Consider the following 17,047-nt stretch of genomic DNA (forward strand, 5'->3'; position numbering starts at 1 on the left):
AGGACTGAGCTTTGGCTAATGCGAACGCACTGGGCAAGACCGGCAAGTACGGCGACCTGAAGCGCCGGCTGGTTTTCCTGCTGCTCGCCCTGGTGGTGTACCGGATCGGTACGCACATCCCCGTGCCCGGAATCGATCCGACCCAACTGTCCGCCCTGTTCCAACAGAACCAGGGCGGCATTCTGGGCCTGTTCAACATGTTCTCGGGCGGTGCGCTTTCGCGTTTCTCGATCTTTGCACTGGGGATCATGCCGTATATCTCGGCATCGATCATCATGCAGCTGATGACGGTCATCGTGCCGTCGTTGGAAGCGATCAAGAAGGAAGGCGAGGCCGGGCGGCGCAAAATTACGCAGTACACGCGCTATGGCACGCTGGCGCTTGCGATGGTTCAGGCGGTCGGTATTTCCGTCGCGCTCGAATCGCAGCAAGGGTTGGTCATCGATCCGGGCCTGATGTTCCGGGCGACGACGATGATCTCGCTGGTGACGGGAACGATGTTCCTGATGTGGCTGGGTGAGCAGATCACCGAGCGCGGCCTGGGCAACGGTATTTCGATCCTGATCTTCTCGGGTATCGCGGCGGGCTTGCCCCACGCGCTGGCCGGGTTGTTCGAGCTGGTCAATACCGGGGCGATGGCTGTGCTGACGGCGTTGTTCATCGTGGTGCTGGTGGTGCTGGTGACGGCTTTCGTGGTGTTCGTGGAACGCGGGCAGCGCAAGATCGTCGTCAACTACGCCAAGCGCCAGGTAGGAAACCGGGTGTACGGTGGGCAAAGCTCTCATTTGCCGCTGAAGCTGAATATGTCCGGGGTGATTCCGCCGATCTTCGCGTCGTCGATCATCCTGTTCCCGGCTACGGTGGCAAGCTGGTTCTCCAGCGGCGAAGGCATGCGCTGGCTGAAAGACCTGGCCGCCGCGCTGTCGCCCGGACAACCGCTCTACATCACGTTGTATGCCGTCGCCATCGTGTTCTTCTGCTTCTTCTACACGGCGCTCGTGTTCAATAGCCGCGAGACCGCCGACAACCTGAAGAAGAGCGGCGCGTTCGTTCCGGGCATTCGTCCGGGCGAGCAGACCGCGCGGTACATCGACAAGATCCTGATGCGCCTGACGTTTACCGGCGCCATCTACATCACGTTGGTGTGCCTGCTGCCGGAGTTCTTGGTGTTGCGCTGGAATGTTCCGTTTTACTTCGGTGGTACGTCTTTGCTGATTATCGTTGTGGTGACCATGGATTTCATGGCCCAGGTGCAGGCTTACGTCATGTCGCATCAATACGATTCACTGCTCAAGAAGGCGAACTTCAAGGGTGGGAATCTGCCGATGCGGTAACGAGAATGTATGTCCAAAGACGACGTTATCCAGATGCAGGGAGAGGTGCTGGAAAACCTCCCCAACGCAACATTTCGTGTCAAGCTCGAGAATGGCCATGTCGTGTTGGGACATATCTCGGGAAAAATGCGGATGAACTATATCCGCATCCTGCCGGGAGATCGTGTGACGGTCGAGTTGACGCCATACGATCTGTCACGCGCAAGAATCGTGTTCCGCTCGAAGTAAGCCCCAAGGCTTACCGGGTAAGAATTAGGAGTCAATCATGAAAGTAATGGCATCGGTCAAAGCAATTTGCCGGAACTGCAAGGTCATCAAGCGCAAGGGCGTGGTGCGCATCATCTGCACCGACCCGCGCCACAAGCAACGTCAGGGCTGAGCCCCGGCTAGCACTCAGGTATTCAAGGAAACGTTATGGCCCGTATCGCTGGCATCAACATTCCGCCGCATCAGCACACCGAAATCGGTCTGACGGCGATCTTCGGCATCGGCCGCTCGCGCGCTCGCAAGATCTGCGAAGTGTCCGGCGTGCCGAACAACAAGAAGGTCAAGGATCTGAACGACGCCGAACTCGAGCGGATCCGCGAGCAGATCAACACCTTCACCGTCGAAGGCGACCTGCGCCGCGAGATCCAGCTGTCGATCAAGCGTCTGATCGACCTCGGCTCTTACCGTGGTTTCCGCCACAAGCGCGGCCTACCCGTGCGTGGTCAGCGCACCCGCACCAACGCCCGTACCCGCAAGGGTCCGCGTCGCGCCGCGGCCTCGCTCAAAAAGTAAACGGCTGATACCCAGTCAAGGATCCAGAAATGGCGAAATCCCCGAACAGCGGCGCCCAGCGCGTTCGCAAGAAGATCAAGAAGAACGTGTCGGACGGCATTGCGCACGTCCACGCGTCCTTCAACAACACCATCATCACGATCACCGATCGCCAAGGCAATGCGCTGTCGTGGGCGACGTCGGGCGGCGCTGGCTTCAAGGGCTCGCGCAAGTCGACACCGTTCGCTGCCCAGGTCGCTGCCGAATCGGCTGGCCGCGTGGCGCTGGAATACGGCATCAAGACGCTGGAAGTTCGCATCAAGGGCCCCGGCCCCGGCCGCGAATCGTCGGTGCGCGCCCTGAACGCGCTCGGCATCAAGATCTCCAGCATCGCCGACATCACGCCGGTGCCGCACAACGGCTGCCGTCCGCCGAAGCGCAGAAGGATCTAGGTCCCCCCCCTACGCGCTTCGCGCGCCCCCCCAGGGGGGCGGCACTGGTGGGCCGGCGGAGCCGGATCCACTGTGCCCTGGGTCTTTTGGCTCGTTGCCCTTTGGGCAACGTTGCCGGGGTTGCTGGGGTTGGGTTTCGGCTCGATTCCGGGTGGGATGCGAAAGCGCGGTAGAATGGCGGGCTTTGCCGCGTTTTGCGGCAATTTTTGCAGTCTGGTTTTTATTGTTTCTGGGGGCGCAGCCGGCAGGGCTGGGTGCGCCGAGTAAGACCACCGTTTGCCGCGTTCTGGTTCATCGAACGTAAATGACCAAGGCAAACTCCTCGCCATGCGTGTGCATGGCCTGACAGAGAAAAGGATACATCGTGGCACGTTATATTGGCCCCAAGTGTAAGCTTTCCCGCCGCGAAGGCACGGACCTCTTCCTCAAGAGCGCCCGTCGTTCGCTGGATTCCAAGTGCAAGCTCGAGAGCAAGCCCGGCCAGCATGGCCGCACCTCGGGTGCCCGTACCTCGGACTACGGTCTGCAGCTGCGTGAGAAGCAGAAGCTCAAGCGCATGTACGGCATTCTGGAAAAGCAGTTCCGCAAGTACTTCGAAGAAGCCGATCGCCGCAAGGGCAACACCGGCGAGAACCTGATCCAGCTGCTCGAATCGCGCCTGGACAACGTCGTCTACCGCATGGGCTTCGGCTCGACCCGCGCCGAAGCGCGCCAGCTGGTCAGCCACAAGGCCCTGATGCTGAACGGCCACACCGCCAACGTGCCTTCCATCATCGTCAAGGCCGGCGATGTCATCGCCATCCGTGAAAAGGCCAAGAAGCAGGCCCGGATCCAGGAATCGCTGCAACTGGCTTCCAGCCAGGGCATGCCGCAGTGGGTCAGCGTCGACCAGACCAAGCTCGAAGGCACCTTCAAGCAGGCTCCGGACCGCGCCGACGTCGCCCGCGACGTCAACGAATCCATGGTCGTGGAACTGTACTCGCGCTAATCGAACCAAGCCGGCGGAGAAAAACGCCGCCGGCCTGTAAAAAATACCCCAGGGCACCGCGGATCCGGCTTTGCCGGTCCGCCAGTGCCGCCCCTTGAGGGGCGCGCGAAGCGCGTAGGGGTGGGCCATTCCTCCACCAGCCTTATCGGTGTAACGAGCCGAGGGTATTGACAAGGAACATTCATGGCGAACGCCGCATTTCTGAAACCGCGCAACATCGACGTCGAAGTCGTCGGCGCCAATCACGCCAAAGTGATCATGGAGCCCTTCGAGCGTGGCTACGGCCATACGCTGGGCAACGCGCTGCGCCGCATCCTGCTGTCCTCGATGGCGGGCTACGCTCCCACCGAAGTGCAGATCACCGGCGTCGTGCATGAGTACTCCGCGATCGACGGCGTGCGCGAAGACGTGGTCGACATCCTGCTGAACCTCAAGGGTGTCGTGTTCAAGCTGCACAACCGCGATGAAGTCGTCCTGACCCTGCGCAAGCAAGGTCCCGGCCTGGTCACCGCCGCCGACATCGAAGTGTCGCACGACGTCGAGATCATCAACCCGGATCACGTCATCGCCAGCCTGACCGACAACGGCCGCCTGGAGATGCAGTTGAAGGTCGAGAAGGGCCGCGGCTACGTGCCGGGCAACCTGCGCAGCTTCGCCGACGACCATTCCCGCACCGTCGGCCGCATCGTGCTGGACGCCTCCTACAGCCCGATCCGCCGCGTCAGCTACACGGTCGAAAGCGCCCGCGTCGAACAGCGTACCGACCTGGACAAGCTGGTGCTGGACATCGAGACCAACGGCGTGATCTCGCCCGAGGAAGCCGTGCGCCAGTCGGCCCGCATCCTGATGGACCAACTGTCGGTGTTCGCCGCGCTGGAAGGCTCGACCGAAACCATCGAAGCGCCCGCCCGCGGCACGCCGCAGATCGACCCGATCCTGCTGCGCCCGGTCGACGACCTCGAACTCACCGTGCGTTCGGCCAACTGCCTGAAGGCCGAGAACATCTACTACATCGGCGACCTGATCCAGCGTACCGAGAACGAACTGCTCAAGACCCCGAACCTGGGCCGCAAGTCGCTCAACGAGATCAAGGAAGTGTTGGCTGCCCGTGGTTTGACCTTGGGCATGAAGCTGGAAAACTGGCCGCCTCTGGGCCTCGAGAGGCCCTGAGGCCCCGGGCGTAGCCCGGGTTGCTGGGCAAAGCCCAGCAAGGCCAGTTTCGGCGAAGGCTAACTTGGGCAAAGCCCAAGTTAAGGCCCGAAAGGGCCGGCCGAAGCCAAAATTGGCTGCAATTCAAGAAGACCTGTTTTAGAAACCTATTTTCAATACCGGCCCGCGGCACCTCGCCGATAGAAGAGCTGGAAACCCCGCGGCACGGCCGCTTCTAGATTCATAAAGGAAGTCATCATGCGTCACCGTCACGGTCTCCGTAAACTGAACCGCACCAGCAGCCACCGTCTGGCCATGTTCCGCAACATGGCTGTCTCGCTGCTCACGCACGAAGCCATCAAGACCACCCTGCCTAAGGCCAAGGAACTGCGCCGCATCGTCGAGCCGCTGATCACCCTGGGCAAGGAACCCACCCTGGCCAACAAGCGCCTGGCCTTCGCCCGCCTGCGCGACCGCGACCTGGTGGTCAAGCTGTTCGCCGAGATCGGCCCCCGCTTCAAGGAGCGCAACGGCGGCTACACCCGCATCCTGAAGATGGGCTTCCGTCAAGGCGACAACGCCCCGATGGCCTATATGGAACTGGTCGACCGCGCGCCGGAAGGCGAAGTGGCCGAAACGGAATAAGGTCCCCCCCTACGCGCTTACGCGCGCCCCCCAGGGGGCGAAACTGGCGGACTGGCAAAGCTAGATCCGCGGTTTCCTGGGTCTAAACAGAATCCCCATGCGACGTGCGTCTCATGGGGATTTTTCTTTGTTTGCGGGCGGGATTTATTCGGGCTTGACGCCGGCCATTTCGAAGGCGTCGCGCAGGACCGCCATGTCGTTCTTCAGTGCCGCGCCGAAGGCTTCGGGCGTGCTGCCGATGACGCTCCAATGCTGTTCGTCGATCTTGGCGCGAATGTCGGGCTGCTGCAGGACCGTGTTGAAGGTCTGCGCCAGCTTGGCGACGATGGGGGCCGGCGTGCCGTTGGGGGCGACGAAGCCCATCCAGTTGCCGAAGGGCCGGAAGTTCGGCAGGGCTTCGGTAATGGCCGGCACGTCGGGATGCAGCGGATGGCGCGTCGGCGACATGAAGGCGAGCACCTTGATCTGGCCGGCCTTCCACTGGCCCAGCAGGCTGCCTACGCTCAGGATGGTCGTATCCAGCCGGCCCGCCAGCAGTTCGATGGCGATCTGGCCCGCGCCCTGGTAGGGCACGTGCATCATGTCCACGCCGGCGGCCGCCTTGAACTGTTCGCCCAGGATGTGGTTGAACGAGCCGTTGCCGACGCTGGCGTAGTTGGTCTTGCCGGGGTTGCGCCTGAGGTAGTCGATGAATTCGCGCGGGGTGTTGGCCGGCACTTTGGTGCTGACCATGAGGGCCACGGGAATGTCCGCGACGGCGGTGATCGGCGTGAAGTTCTTGAGCGGATCGTAGGGCAGGTCCTTGCGCAGGAAGCTGTTGAGCAGGAAGGCCGAGGTGGTGGTCAGGTGGATGGTGTAGCCGTCGGCGGCGGCGCGGGCGGCCTGGCCGGTGCCGATGATGCCGTTGGCGCCGGGCTTGTTCTCGAAGACCAGCGGCTGCCCCAGGATCTTGGCCGCGCGTTCCGACATCAGCCGGCCGATGGCGTCGATGGGCGATCCGCTGGGGTAGGGAAAGACCACGTGGATGGGGCGGGTGGGGTAGGCCTGCGTTTGAGTCTGGTTCTGGGCATGGGCCAGGAACGGCGCGGCGAGCGTGGCGCATGCGAGGGCGCAGGCGAGGCGACGAAGCGTGGGTCTCATGGTTGAATCCTCCGGGGATGGGGTGGGCGTCCGGGTCATGGCCTGGACATGTTGTCGGCATGCGGGGCGGGCGAACCGTGCAGGAGCTCGCCGAACGCCTCGCAGATGGTGTCGTTGGCGCGGCGCGCCGATTCCGAGGCTTCGAAGAAGCCGAAGAAGGGATGGAACATGTCTTCGAAGCGCAGGATGCGCGTGGCCACGCCCGCTGCCGCGAGGCGGGCGCCGTAGGCCTGGCCTTCGCCGTAGAGCGGATCGTGCCCGGCCAGGGCGATGACCGTGGCCGGCAGGCCGGACAGGTCGGCCGCGCGCAGGGGCGAGGGCGGAAAGCCTGCTGCCTCGTCCATGCGGGAGCCCATGTACAGGCGCGCGATGTCGCGCAGGTCGGCGGGCGTGAGCATGGGGTAATCGTCGCCGCCCGGCCGTTCCAGCGGGCGGGTGTCGCGCGCCATGTCCACCCCGGGCACGACCAGCAACTGCGCGGCGAGCCGCAGGCCGCGGGTGCGGCATTGCAGGGCGGCGCTGGCGGCCAGGTTGGCGCCAGCGCTTTCGCCCGCGATGGCGACCTGCGCGTGGGATCCGCCCAACTGCGTCGCGTGCGCCGAGGCCCACAGCGTCGCGGCGAGCGCGTCGTCGTGCGCGGCGGGGTAGGGATGCTCGGGGGCGAGCCGGTAGTCGACCGAGACCACGATGGCGCGCAGGTCGCGGCACAGTTTGCGCGCGATGTCGTCCATCAGTTCGACGCTGCCCAGCACGAAGCCGCCGCCGTGGAAGAAAACGACGATGGGCAGCGGGCCGGATGCGGCAGGCGGCTCGTAGATCCTGACCGGAACGCTCACGCCGCCGTGCTGCGCCACCACATTCCGCACGCGCCCGACCTCCGGCAGCGGATGCCGCTGCCGGGCCTGCATGATCGCCTGCGTCATGCGGGCGCGCGCTTGCGGCGCCGAGCCGGAGAAGGGCGGCGGCGCGCCGCGCGCGCGCAGGGCAGCGACGATGGCCGCCAGTTGCGGATCCAGCGGCGTGCTCATGCCGGCAATTCCATGACATAAGCCTGCGAAGCCCGCGCGCGCGCCATCAAGGCCTCGAGATCGATGTCGAGCATGCGGCCGGCCCGCTTGACCGCGCGGCCGGCGACGAACACCGAGTCGACGTTGCCGGGATGGGCGGCCAGCACGACCGCGCCGACGGCATCGCACACCGGGGCCAGGTTCAGGTCCCCGGTGCGGACGAAGATGATGTCCGCCTGCTTGCCCGGCGTCAGCGAGCCGACCTTGTCGCCCAGGCCGTTGGCATGCGCGCCGGCCACGGTGGCGAACTCGAGCACGTCGCGCATGGTCAGCGTGGCGGGCGCGTCGGGCTCCCGCGAATGGCGGCCGCCCATCCACGAACGGTAGTAGGCGAAGGCCAGGCGCATCTGGGTGAACATGTCGCCCGAGCACTTGGTTTCGGTGTCGCCGCTGAGGCTGGGGCGGATGCCGGCGGCCAGCAGGCGGTCGAAGGGAATGTCGCCGATGCCCTGGGCGTTCATTTCGCAGTGCACGCCCAGCGAGGCGCTGACGCCGGCGTCGGCCATCATCGAGATCTCGTCGCGGCCGCAGCAGCAGCAATGCACGAAGGTCAGGTCGGGGCCGAGCGCGCGCTCGCGTTCCATCTGCGCGATCGCGCGCACGGGCGCGTTGCGCGCGTAGGCGCCCATGTGGATGCTGGAACGGATGCCCAGTTCGCGCGCCAGCCGCAGGTCGGCCAGCCAGGTTTCCCGGCGCGCCATCTCGGGGCCGCGCGCCGCCATGGCGAGCGTCAGCAACTGGTCGTCCGAAGAGAAGTATTCCTTGCGCAGGCGCCGGATGTCTTCGGGATGGCCGCGCTGGCTGTCGAACATCCAGCTGGCGCCGTCGACCAGCGGCCAGCCATGGCCGAACACCGCCCGCAAGCCGGCGTCGCGCAGCGCGTGGATGGCGGCGTCGCTGTGCTCCGGGCTGTTCTGCACGTGCGACCAGTCCATCATGGTCGTGATGCCGCCGTCGAGCGCGGATACCGCGCCCAGCAGCGTGCCGGTATAGACGTCCTCGGTGCGGAACGCCGCGCCTTTGGCGCCCAGCATTTCCGCGAAGTAGATCTGCGGGTCGATGTCGGCATAGCGGTGCCGCACGCAGCTCTGCCAAGTGTGGCGGTGCGTATCGACGAAACCCGGCAGCACGATCATGCCGCCGGCGTCGATCTGTTCGGCGTCGTCCACGCGCAGCTCCGGCGCGACGGCGGCGATGCGCTCGTCTTCGACCAGCAAGTCGCCGCGCGGCAGCTCGCCGATGCGGGGATCCATGCTGAGGATCCATCCGCCCTTGATGAGTTGGCGGCGCGGGCTCATGGCTGGAGCCCCCGCAGCCAGCGGCCGAGTTCCGCGCGCGCCTGTGCGGCGCCCTGAGCGGGGTCCGTGCCGGCCCAGGCGACGTAGGCGTCGGGGCGCACCAGCAGCCCCGTGACGCCGCGCAGCTCGGCCGGGACCCTGCCCAGCCGCGCCTGCATGCGCCTTACCGGCAGGCCGTCCAGCGGCAGCGCGTCGAACTGGCCGGAATAGCCTTCCAGGTCGAGCAGGACGAACTCCCGCCGGCGCAGCAGTTCGGTCAGCCGCAGAGGTTCGCCTTCCAGGGGCAGGACGTCGATGTCGGGCGCGCGGCATCCCGCCAGTGCATGGCTGCCCGGCGGCCGCGGATAGGGCTGCGACAGCCCGCACAGCTCCAGCACCAGCTTGCGCTGCACGTCGGGCTGGGGAATGACTTCGCTTTGCATGCGGCGCTTGAGGGCCACGCCTTCTTCGCCGAAGTTGAATTGCAGCGCGCACTGGGCCATGACGCTGGCCAGCAGTTCGCGCATCACGGGCAGGCGTTCGTCGTTGTAGCTGTCCAGGGTCTCGGCGGGGGCGGTGCCCTTGAGCACGTTGGCCAGCTTCCATCCCAGGTTGAAGGCGTCCTGCAGGCAGAAGTTCATGCCGACGCCGCTGGCCGGGTAGTGGATGCGGGCCGACTCCCCCACCAGGAACACGCGGCCGCTGCGCAGCGCGGGGACGGCGCGCATCTGGTCGTCGAAGCGCGAGGCCCACCGATGGCTGCGTATGCCGTAGTCGGTGCCGTGCACGTCGCGTATGCATTGCAGCGCCTCGTCCAGCGTGACGGGATCGTCCTTGGCGGCGTGGCGCCGGTCGCGGTGCACGATGTTGAAGCGGGTGATGCCCTCGCCGAAGGCGTAGCCGCGCACCCAGCCCATTTCGTTGTCGACGTTGATGCGCCCGCCCGGCCACGGCGCGTCCAGCTCGGCGTCGAAGACGATGCCGCGGAACGTGCCCGAGCGGCCCTCGAACGGCAGGTCGAGCGCCTTGCGGACCGCGCTGCGGCCGCCGTCCGCGCCGACGACGTAGCTTGCCCGGATGCGCGCGACGCGTCCGCTGGTATCCACGGTCTCGACTTCCACCCCGTCGCCATCCTGGCTCAGGCCGCGCACTTCCACGCCGCGCTGGATCTGCGCACCGCTTTCGACGGCCCAGTCCCAGAGCAGCGCTTCAGTTTCATTCTGCGGCAGCCCGAGCGTGACGCCGAAGCGCGACTCGAAGTAATGCCATTCGATCGGGTGGAAGCCCGCCCAGATGTGGGACGGGCGGAAGGGATAGGGGCTGATGCGCCGCGTCCTTTCCACGAAGCGGCCGGCAATGCCGCGCGCATCGAACAGTTCGAGGACGCGTGGCAGCAGGGTGCCGGCGCGCGACTGCACGCCCTCGGTGCGCCGTTCCAGCACCAGCGTCCGCGCGCCCGATCCCGCCAGCTCCGCGGCCGTGACCAGGCCCGACGGGCCTCCGCCTACAACAATGGCATCCCACTGCATGTCTTGTCTCCTGCGTGGCGGCGCAACGATGCGCGCGCCTGTTTTCCCGGCCCGGGGGCCGCCGGATACGCATGGTGGCGTTGGCCTGGACGTGCGTAAAGTTAATTGTTTAAATTCGACTCATTTGCCAGATAAATAGGTTGGGCAGTGCGATTCAACAAACTGGACTTGAACCTGCTGGTGGTGCTGGACGCCCTGCTGGCCACCCACAGCGTCAGCCGCGCGGCCGAACGCTTGTTCCTGAGCCAGCCCGCGACCAGCCTGGCGCTGGGAAGGCTGCGCGAATACTTTGCCGACGAGCTGCTGGTGCCGGTGGGCAAGACGCTGGTGCCGACGCCGCTGGCCGAGCAACTGGTCAAGCCCGTGCGCGACGTGCTGCTGCAGATCCAGGCCGTCACGCGCGCCCGCCCCACCTTCGATCCCGCTACCGCGACCCGCCGCTTCACCATCGAGTCCTCGGACTACGTGATCACCGTGCTGCTGTCCGAGGTGGTGCGGCGCGCCGCGCGGCTGGCGCCGCTGATGCAGTTCGACCTGCGGGCCATCAGCCCGCAGACGCGCGAACATCTGGACAGCGGCGATATTGAACTGCTGGTTGCGCCGGAGTTCGCCGTCGTCGCAGGCCATCCGTCCGAGCCCCTGTTCGAGGACGACTTCTCCTGCCTGGCCTGTATCGAGCACGGCGGCGCCGGCACCGGCATGACCGCGGAGCGCTACTTCGAATCCGCCCACGTCGGCGTGGAGTGGGGCGGCGGCCGGCGCATCACCTACGACGCCAAGATGATCGCCACCGGGCCGCAAGTGCGCCGCCAGGACGTCATCGCGCCCAACTTCACGCTGGTGCCCGAACTGGTGATGGGCACGTCGCGGATCGCCACGCTGCCCACGCGCCTGGCCCGCCACATGGCCGCGCGCTATCCGCTGCGCGTATTGCCATGCCCGATCCCGATCCCGCGCTTTTTCGAGAACCTGCAGTGGCACAAGTACCAGGAGCGCGACCCGGCGATCTCCTGGCTGCGCGCCCTGATCCGGGAGACCGCGCAAGGGCTGCCGCCGCTGGCCGGCCTGGCCGCGTCCGGCCGGCGCGGGCGCGGCGCGGGGCGGGCTCCCGCGCACGGCAAGGCGCGGCCGCGGCGCGCGGACTGAGCCGGGCTCGACCCGGCATCATCCCGATGCCGGGCGGCGCCATTCCAGTGTATGGTGAACGCCGATCGCGGATTCCCATTCCTCCCACACGCCACGAGGTCGCCATGGCTCGCCTGACTGCGGAAGATTTCCACCCGGAACTGCTGGAACTGTACGACTACTACGTGCACGGGAAAATCTCCCGGCGCGACTTCCTCGACCGCGCCGGCAAGTACGCCGTGGGCGGGTTGACCGCGGCGGGGCTGCTGGCCTCGCTGATGCCCGACTATGCGATGGCCCAGCAGGTGTCGTTCACCGATCCCGACATCGTCGCCGAATACATCGTCTATCCCTCGCCGAAAGGACACGGCCAGGTGCGCGGCTATCTGGTGCGGCCGGCCAAGGTCGCGGACAAGCTGCCGGGGGTGGTGGTGGTGCACGAGAACCGCGGCCTGAACCCTTACATCGAGGACGTCGCGCGGCGCACCGCCAAGGCCGGGTTCATCGCGCTCGCGCCCGACGGCCTGAGTTCGGTGGGGGGCTACCCAGGCAACGACGACAAGGGCCGCGATCTGCAGCAAAAGGTCGATCCGGCCAAGCTCATGAACGATTTCTTCGCCGCCGTGGACTTCCTGATGGCCGATGGCAGGACCACGGGCAAGGTCGGGATCACCGGCTTCTGCTATGGCGGGGGCGTGGCCAATGCCGCCGCCGTGGCGATCCCCGAACTGGCGGCGGCCGTGCCGTTCTACGGCCGCCAGCCCAGCGCGGAAGAGGCCGCGCGCATCCGCGCGCCGCTGCTGCTGCACTTCGGCGAACTGGACAAGGGCGTGAACCAGGGCTGGCCGGCCTACGAGGCCGCCCTCAAGGCTTCGGGCAAGACCTACGAGGCGTACGTCTATCCCCGCGCCAACCACGGCTTCCACAACGACTCCACGCCGCGCTACGACGAAGCGGCGGCCAAGCTGGCGTGGGACCGGACGGTGGCGTGGTTCAGGCGCTACCTGGCCTGAGCGCGCACGTGCCGCAGCCAATCGCCCAGCACGCGATTGAAGGTGTCCGGCTGCTCCACGTTCGGCACATGGCGGGCGCCCGTGAACTCCTGGTAGCGTCCGTCGGCCAATAGCGCGGCGATGCGGCGGCTTTCCTCGGGCGTGGCGCGCGGATCTTCACTGCCGCAGGCCACCAGGGCCGGGATGCGTACCGTGCCGAGGCGGTCGGTGTAGTGGAAGTCGGCCAGGGCTTGCGCGCAGCCTATATAGCCCTCTGCGGTGCAGCCGGCCACGGTGTCGCGTATCTGCTGCCACCGCAGCGGATGCGCCGCGCGGTAGGCCGGCGTCAGCCAGCGCTCCATGGTGTCGTCCGCGATCGCCGCCACGGTGCCGGTTTCGCGCAGCGTGGCGATGCGTTTGCCCCAGTGCGTCGCCGCATCGGGAAACGACTCGCTCTGGGTGTCGCACAGCATCAGCGAGCGCACGCGGTGGGGATGGCGCAGGGCCAGCGATTGTCCGATGGCGCCGCCGATCGATAGGCCCACGAAGTGGAAGCGCTCGATGCCGGCGGCGTCGGCGATGGCGATCAGGTCGTCGGCCAGTTCGTCCATGGTGTACGGGCCGGGCGCGGCGCGGCTGCCGCCATGGCCGCGCAGGTCGCTGCGCAGGACGCGGTAGCCGCCGTTCAGCAGCGCGGGGAGCTGCTCCGCCCAAAGGCCGAGGTCGGCGGCGAGCGAGTGGGTGAAGGCGACGACTTCCCCGGTCTCCGGGCCGGCCAGGTCATAGCAGAGCGTGCGGTCTTTCAGCGGGAGGAGCATCGCGTCACTCCCCGGTCGGCGCGGGGCGCCGCGAGGGGGGCGGGCCGTGCGTGATCTTGCATGTCTTCATGTATCCTTCGCTCCTCGATGTGTGCTGGCCGCCAGGCAGGCTTGCCGCTATAGTGACTTCTCGCCTTGGCCGCCAACCGGGAATTCTTCCATTCCCGGCCATCGCAGTCGATTGAATAAAACCGCCCGCCTCGTTAAAGGAGTGGTTAATCGGTGCCCACCAAGCTGGACTGGTATCTTCAGGTCAATCTCAAGGCGCGCCAGCTCCAGCTGCTCGTCGCACTCGACGATTTCGGCAACCTGAAGAAAGTCGCGGAGGTGTCGCACGTCACGCTGCCCGCGGTGTCCAAGGCGCTGACCGAACTCGAAAAAGGACTGGGGCTCGAGCTTTTCACCCGCACCGCGCAGGGGATGCTTCCCACCGTGTACGGAGAATGCCTGATCCGGTACGCCCGGGGCATGCTGACGGACTTGCAGCAGGTGCGGGACGAACTCAAAGCCCTGGAGTCGGGTTCCAGCGGCAAGGTCAATATCGGCGTATATCCGCTGTCCAGTCCCGCCCTGGTTCCGCGGGCGCTCGTGCTGCTCAAGCAACGCTCCCGCAGCACCAATGTCAGGGTGATCGAAGGCACCACGCGTGCCCTGCTGCCCCAATTGCTCGAGGGCAAGCTCGACCTGGTGATCGGCAGGCTGCCCGCCTTGCAGTCGCCGACGGGGTTCGAGGCAAAGGAACTGCTGGAGGAAGACCTCCTGGTGGTGGCCGGACCCCAGCATCCGTTGGCCAAGCGCGAACACGTGGACTGGCCGGAGCTGACGGGCTACACATGGGTGCTGCCGCCGCTGTTCTCACAGATGCGCGAGCCGCTCGAGCGCGTCCTGCTGCAGCACGGTATGCCGCTCGAGAACGACTACCTCGAGACGCCCTCGATCTCCCTAGCAAAAGCCTATCTGTATCTCACCGACGCCGTTGCTGTGATGGCGGGCACGGCGGCCCACGACTCCTTGCAGCCGTTGGCGATTCTGCCGGTGAGTCTGCCTCGCTTGCTGCCGCCGCTGGGCGTGCAATGGAACCGCAACCGGCCCTTGAGCCGGTCGGCCAGGCTCATGGTGGAGTGCCTCGAAGAAGCCGCGGCCATGCTGCGCTAGCAGGGGCCGGGGCGCCCCGCCAATCCGGCCGCGCCCGGCCGACGCTCAGCGCTTGACCTGCGACAGCGGATCGTCCGGCTTGTAGGTGGGAGTCTGGGGCCTGGGCGAGCCGAGCATCACGCACATCAGCGCTTCTTCGTCGCCGATGTTGACCTCGCCGCGGTAGACGCCGGGGGGCACGGAGATCAGGTCGCGCTCGCCGGCTTCCGCTTCCCAGTATTCGCCTTCCTTGGATTCGCACATGATGCGCACCTTGCCGCGCAGCACGAAGAAGACTTCCTCGGTGTCTTCGTGCAGGTGCAGCGGGCCGACGTGGCCGGCCGGGATGATCATGGTCGAGAAGGTGAAGTGCACCGAGGGCACGGTGTTGCTGTCGCTGGACACGCCGGTGGCGCCGGTGCCGATGTAGCGCATCTGGGCGCGGCCGTACTTGGGATCGTAGTCGGCCTGGAATTTCAGCGCGTTCCAATCGTACTTGCGAGTGGAACGCATCACACATCGCGATGCCATCCAGTCGCCGAAGCTCATCCCTTCGGGGCGCTGCAAGGTGGGAAGCGCGGCGTCGATCAGTGGTCTTACGGGGTCGTTCATGGCTATTCCCTGGTGTGGTTGCGGGGGGATATCGTCGGAAGAAATTCTAGGGACGATGGCGGCCGGAATCCTTGATCTAGGTCAAATTTGTTCCATAATTAAACTGTTGTCTCATAGGTAAAAAATAAAGACGGATGACGCCGCAGTGGCCTTCGCCCGGCGGAGCGGCCATCCTCCCATCGGCCCGGTCCTGCGGCGCGGCGGGCACCGGGTACTATTCCCCTATGACCAACACCTTCCTGCATGCCGGATCCCCGCCCTTGGCAGCCGATGGAGCCGGTCCCGCGCTGCGGGTCGAACGGCTGGCCAAGCGCTATGGCGACCGGGTGATCGTCGATGGCTTGTCGTTCGAGATCCGGCGCGGCGAATGCTATGGATTGCTGGGGCCCAATGGCGCCGGCAAGACGACCACGCTGCGCGCGCTGCTCGGGCTCACTCCCATCGACGGCGGCAGCATCCGCCTGCTGGATTTCGAGGTGCCCGGGCAAGCGCGGCAGGCGCGTGCCCGCGTCGGCGTGGTGCCGCAAATGGACAACCTCGATCCCGATTTCACGGTGGAGGAAAACCTGCTGGTGTTCGGCCGCTACTTCGGCCTGTCCGATGCGCAGGTCCGCCGCCGCATTCCGGGTTTGCTGGATTTCGCCTCGCTGGCATCCAAGCGCGCCGCGCGCATCAACGAGCTGTCGGGCGGCATGAAACGGCGCCTGACGCTGGCGCGGGCGCTGGTCAACGACCCGGACCTGATCGTGATGGACGAGCCGACCACCGGGCTGGACCCGCAGGCCCGCCACCTGATCTGGGAGCGCCTGCAGGCCCTGCTCGGGCAGGGCAAGACCATTCTGCTGACGACGCATTTCATGGACGAGGCCGAACGGCTGTGCGGCCGGCTGGGCCTGATCGACCACGGCAGGATGATCGCGGAAGGCGCGCCGCAGGAACTGATCGCCCGCCACGTCGAGCCCGAAGTGGTGGAGGTGTTCGGCGAGGGTGCGCTGCAGTGGCTGGCGCGCCGCCGGCAGGAATTGCCGGGCCGCATCGAGACCAGCGGCGAGACCGTGTATTGCTATACCGCCGAACCCGAGCGGGTGCTCGGCCTGCTGCGCCAGGACGGCAGGCTGCGCTATCTGCACCGGCCCGCCAGCCTGGAAGACCTGTTCTTGCGCATCGCCGGCCGCGACCTGCGCGAAGGAGCCTGAACGTGTCCGCGCAACGACCCGGCACGATGCCCGCCATGCGCCGCCCGTCCGGCCTCTGGGGTCTGCCGCGCCCGGGCCGCGGCTGCCTGCCGGTGCTGCGCCGCAATTTCCTGGTGTGGCGCAAGACCGCGCTGACCACGGTGCTGGGCGACGTGATGGATCCGATGGTCGCGCTGCTGGCGCTGGGCTACGGCCTGGGCAGCCTGCTGCCCGGCATAGACGGGGTGCCGTACGTGACCTTTCTCGCGGCCGGGTCGATCTGCATGGGGGCGTTGTACGCGGCGACGTTCGAGGCCACGTATAGTGCGTTCTCGCGGCTGCACATCCAGCATTCCTGGGATGCCATGCTCAACACCCCGCTGTCGCTGGACGACGTGGTGTTCGCCGAAATCCTCTGGGCCGCGGCCAAGAGCCTGAAGAGCGGCCTGGCCATCCTGCTGGTGGTGCTGGCGCTGGATATCTCGCGCGCGCCGACGCTGGCGTGGATTCCGCTGCTGCTGGTGCTGCTGGGCGTGACCTTCGCCTCGCTGGCGCTGGTCATGTCGGCGCTGGCCAAGGGCTTCGATTTCTTCATGTATTACTTCACGCTGGGCGTGACGCCCATGGTGTTCCTGTCCGGGGTGTTTTTCCCGGTGGCGCAATTGCCCGAGGCATTGGTGCAGGTGGCGCGCATCGCGCCGCTGGCGCCGGCCATCGAGCTGGTCCGGCCGCTGGTGCTGGGGCGGCTGCCGGAACACGCGTGGATGCACGTGCTGCAATTGGCCGCGACCGCCGCCGTCGCGACCTGGCTGGCGACGGCGCTGATGCGCCGCCGGCTCTTGAGATAAGGG

The 17,047-nt window shown here is 66.4% G+C and carries 19 protein-coding genes; 13 read left to right on the forward strand and 6 right to left on the reverse strand.

Annotated features, from left to right (window positions below; all coding sequences use genetic code 11):
• The first annotated feature begins 11 nt into the window (after positions 1 to 11).
• From secY to rplQ, 8 genes are all read left to right on the forward strand, one after another.
• Positions 12 to 1,334 (forward strand): preprotein translocase subunit SecY, encoded by a 1,323-nt coding sequence (gene secY / locus PIGHUM_RS06215; RefSeq protein WP_124078524.1) that lies wholly within the window; start codon positions 12 to 14, stop codon positions 1,332 to 1,334.
• Between the two features lie 9 nt (positions 1,335 to 1,343).
• Complete coding sequence (gene infA, locus PIGHUM_RS06220; protein ID WP_087780026.1) at positions 1,344 to 1,562, forward strand: translation initiation factor IF-1; 219 nt, start codon at positions 1,344 to 1,346, stop codon at positions 1,560 to 1,562.
• 37 nt (positions 1,563 to 1,599) lie between these two features.
• Positions 1,600 to 1,713 carry a 50S ribosomal protein L36 gene (gene rpmJ / locus PIGHUM_RS06225; protein WP_087780027.1) on the forward strand — a complete coding sequence of 38 codons (114 nt, stop codon included), beginning with the start codon at positions 1,600 to 1,602 and terminating at the stop codon, positions 1,711 to 1,713.
• A 35-nt stretch (positions 1,714 to 1,748) separates the two neighbouring features.
• Positions 1,749 to 2,114: a 30S ribosomal protein S13 gene (gene rpsM / locus PIGHUM_RS06230; RefSeq protein ID WP_124078525.1), complete on the forward strand. Its 366-nt coding sequence runs from the start codon at positions 1,749 to 1,751 to the stop codon at positions 2,112 to 2,114.
• Positions 2,115 to 2,143: 29 nt separating this feature from the next.
• Positions 2,144 to 2,545 carry a 30S ribosomal protein S11 gene (rpsK, locus tag PIGHUM_RS06235; protein ID WP_124078526.1) on the forward strand — a complete coding sequence of 134 codons (402 nt, stop codon included), beginning with the start codon at positions 2,144 to 2,146 and terminating at the stop codon, positions 2,543 to 2,545.
• A 364-nt stretch (positions 2,546 to 2,909) separates the two neighbouring features.
• Positions 2,910 to 3,533 (forward strand): 30S ribosomal protein S4, encoded by a 624-nt coding sequence (gene rpsD / locus PIGHUM_RS06240; protein ID WP_124078527.1) that lies wholly within the window; start codon positions 2,910 to 2,912, stop codon positions 3,531 to 3,533.
• Between the two features lie 183 nt (positions 3,534 to 3,716).
• Positions 3,717 to 4,703, forward strand: coding sequence for a DNA-directed RNA polymerase subunit alpha (locus PIGHUM_RS06245; RefSeq protein ID WP_124078528.1), 987 nt, complete (start codon positions 3,717 to 3,719; stop codon positions 4,701 to 4,703).
• 237 nt (positions 4,704 to 4,940) lie between these two features.
• Complete coding sequence (rplQ, locus tag PIGHUM_RS06250) at positions 4,941 to 5,327, forward strand: 50S ribosomal protein L17 (RefSeq protein WP_124078529.1); 387 nt, start codon at positions 4,941 to 4,943, stop codon at positions 5,325 to 5,327.
• Positions 5,328 to 5,471: 144 nt separating this feature from the next.
• On the opposite strand, the gene PIGHUM_RS06255 is transcribed toward rplQ, so the two are convergent.
• Genes PIGHUM_RS06255 through PIGHUM_RS06270 form a run of 4 tightly spaced genes read right to left on the reverse strand, consistent with a single transcriptional unit; the run spans position 5,472 to position 10,340 of the window.
• Complete coding sequence (locus PIGHUM_RS06255) at positions 5,472 to 6,467, reverse strand: Bug family tripartite tricarboxylate transporter substrate binding protein (RefSeq protein ID WP_160142181.1); 996 nt, start codon at positions 6,465 to 6,467, stop codon at positions 5,472 to 5,474.
• Between the two features lie 35 nt (positions 6,468 to 6,502).
• Positions 6,503 to 7,495 (reverse strand): alpha/beta hydrolase, encoded by a 993-nt coding sequence (locus PIGHUM_RS06260; RefSeq protein ID WP_124078531.1) that lies wholly within the window; start codon positions 7,493 to 7,495, stop codon positions 6,503 to 6,505.
• Positions 7,492 to 8,832 carry an amidohydrolase family protein gene (locus tag PIGHUM_RS06265; protein ID WP_124078532.1) on the reverse strand — a complete coding sequence of 447 codons (1,341 nt, stop codon included), beginning with the start codon at positions 8,830 to 8,832 and terminating at the stop codon, positions 7,492 to 7,494. Before PIGHUM_RS06265 ends, PIGHUM_RS06260 begins: the two co-directional genes overlap by 4 nt.
• The gene (locus PIGHUM_RS06270) at positions 8,829 to 10,340 is read right to left on the reverse strand and encodes an FAD-dependent monooxygenase (RefSeq protein ID WP_124078533.1); all 1,512 of its coding nucleotides are present in this window, start codon (positions 10,338 to 10,340) and stop codon (positions 8,829 to 8,831) included. The genes PIGHUM_RS06265 and PIGHUM_RS06270 overlap by 4 nt, the downstream gene beginning before the upstream one ends.
• 147 nt (positions 10,341 to 10,487) lie before the next feature.
• On the opposite strand from PIGHUM_RS06270, the gene PIGHUM_RS06275 reads away from it, so the two are divergent.
• Entirely contained in the window at positions 10,488 to 11,486 is a 999-nt protein-coding gene (locus PIGHUM_RS06275) for a LysR family transcriptional regulator (protein ID WP_124078534.1), read from the forward strand.
• A gap of 104 nt (positions 11,487 to 11,590) precedes the next feature.
• Entirely contained in the window at positions 11,591 to 12,478 is an 888-nt protein-coding gene (gene yghX / locus PIGHUM_RS06280; protein ID WP_124078535.1) for a YghX family hydrolase, read from the forward strand.
• On the opposite strand, the gene PIGHUM_RS06285 is transcribed toward yghX, so the two are convergent.
• On the reverse strand, positions 12,466 to 13,275 hold the full coding sequence (locus PIGHUM_RS06285) for an alpha/beta fold hydrolase (RefSeq protein ID WP_124078536.1): 810 nt from the start codon (positions 13,273 to 13,275) through the stop codon (positions 12,466 to 12,468). The genes yghX and PIGHUM_RS06285 overlap by 13 nt on opposite strands.
• Before the next feature lie 222 nt (positions 13,276 to 13,497).
• Here PIGHUM_RS06285 and PIGHUM_RS06290 point away from each other — a divergent pair, with 222 nt between their 5' ends.
• Positions 13,498 to 14,430, forward strand: coding sequence for a LysR substrate-binding domain-containing protein (locus tag PIGHUM_RS06290; RefSeq protein WP_124078537.1), 933 nt, complete (start codon positions 13,498 to 13,500; stop codon positions 14,428 to 14,430).
• A 45-nt stretch (positions 14,431 to 14,475) separates the two neighbouring features.
• Here PIGHUM_RS06290 and PIGHUM_RS06295 read toward each other — a convergent pair whose 3' ends face one another.
• The gene (locus PIGHUM_RS06295; RefSeq protein ID WP_425466682.1) at positions 14,476 to 15,000 is read right to left on the reverse strand and encodes a cupin domain-containing protein; all 525 of its coding nucleotides are present in this window, start codon (positions 14,998 to 15,000) and stop codon (positions 14,476 to 14,478) included.
• Positions 15,001 to 15,245: 245 nt separating this feature from the next.
• Between PIGHUM_RS06295 and PIGHUM_RS06300 the strand changes: the two genes are divergently transcribed.
• On the forward strand, positions 15,246 to 16,217 hold the full coding sequence (locus PIGHUM_RS06300) for an ATP-binding cassette domain-containing protein (protein WP_124078539.1): 972 nt from the start codon (positions 15,246 to 15,248) through the stop codon (positions 16,215 to 16,217).
• Between the two features lie 35 nt (positions 16,218 to 16,252).
• Positions 16,253 to 17,044 (forward strand): ABC transporter permease, encoded by a 792-nt coding sequence (locus PIGHUM_RS06305; protein ID WP_124078573.1) that lies wholly within the window; start codon positions 16,253 to 16,255, stop codon positions 17,042 to 17,044.
• The last annotated feature ends 3 nt before the right edge of the window (positions 17,045 to 17,047 follow it).

Source organism: Pigmentiphaga humi (assembly GCF_900606115.1).
GTDB classification, from domain to species: domain Bacteria; phylum Pseudomonadota; class Gammaproteobacteria; order Burkholderiales; family Burkholderiaceae_B; genus Pigmentiphaga; species Pigmentiphaga humi.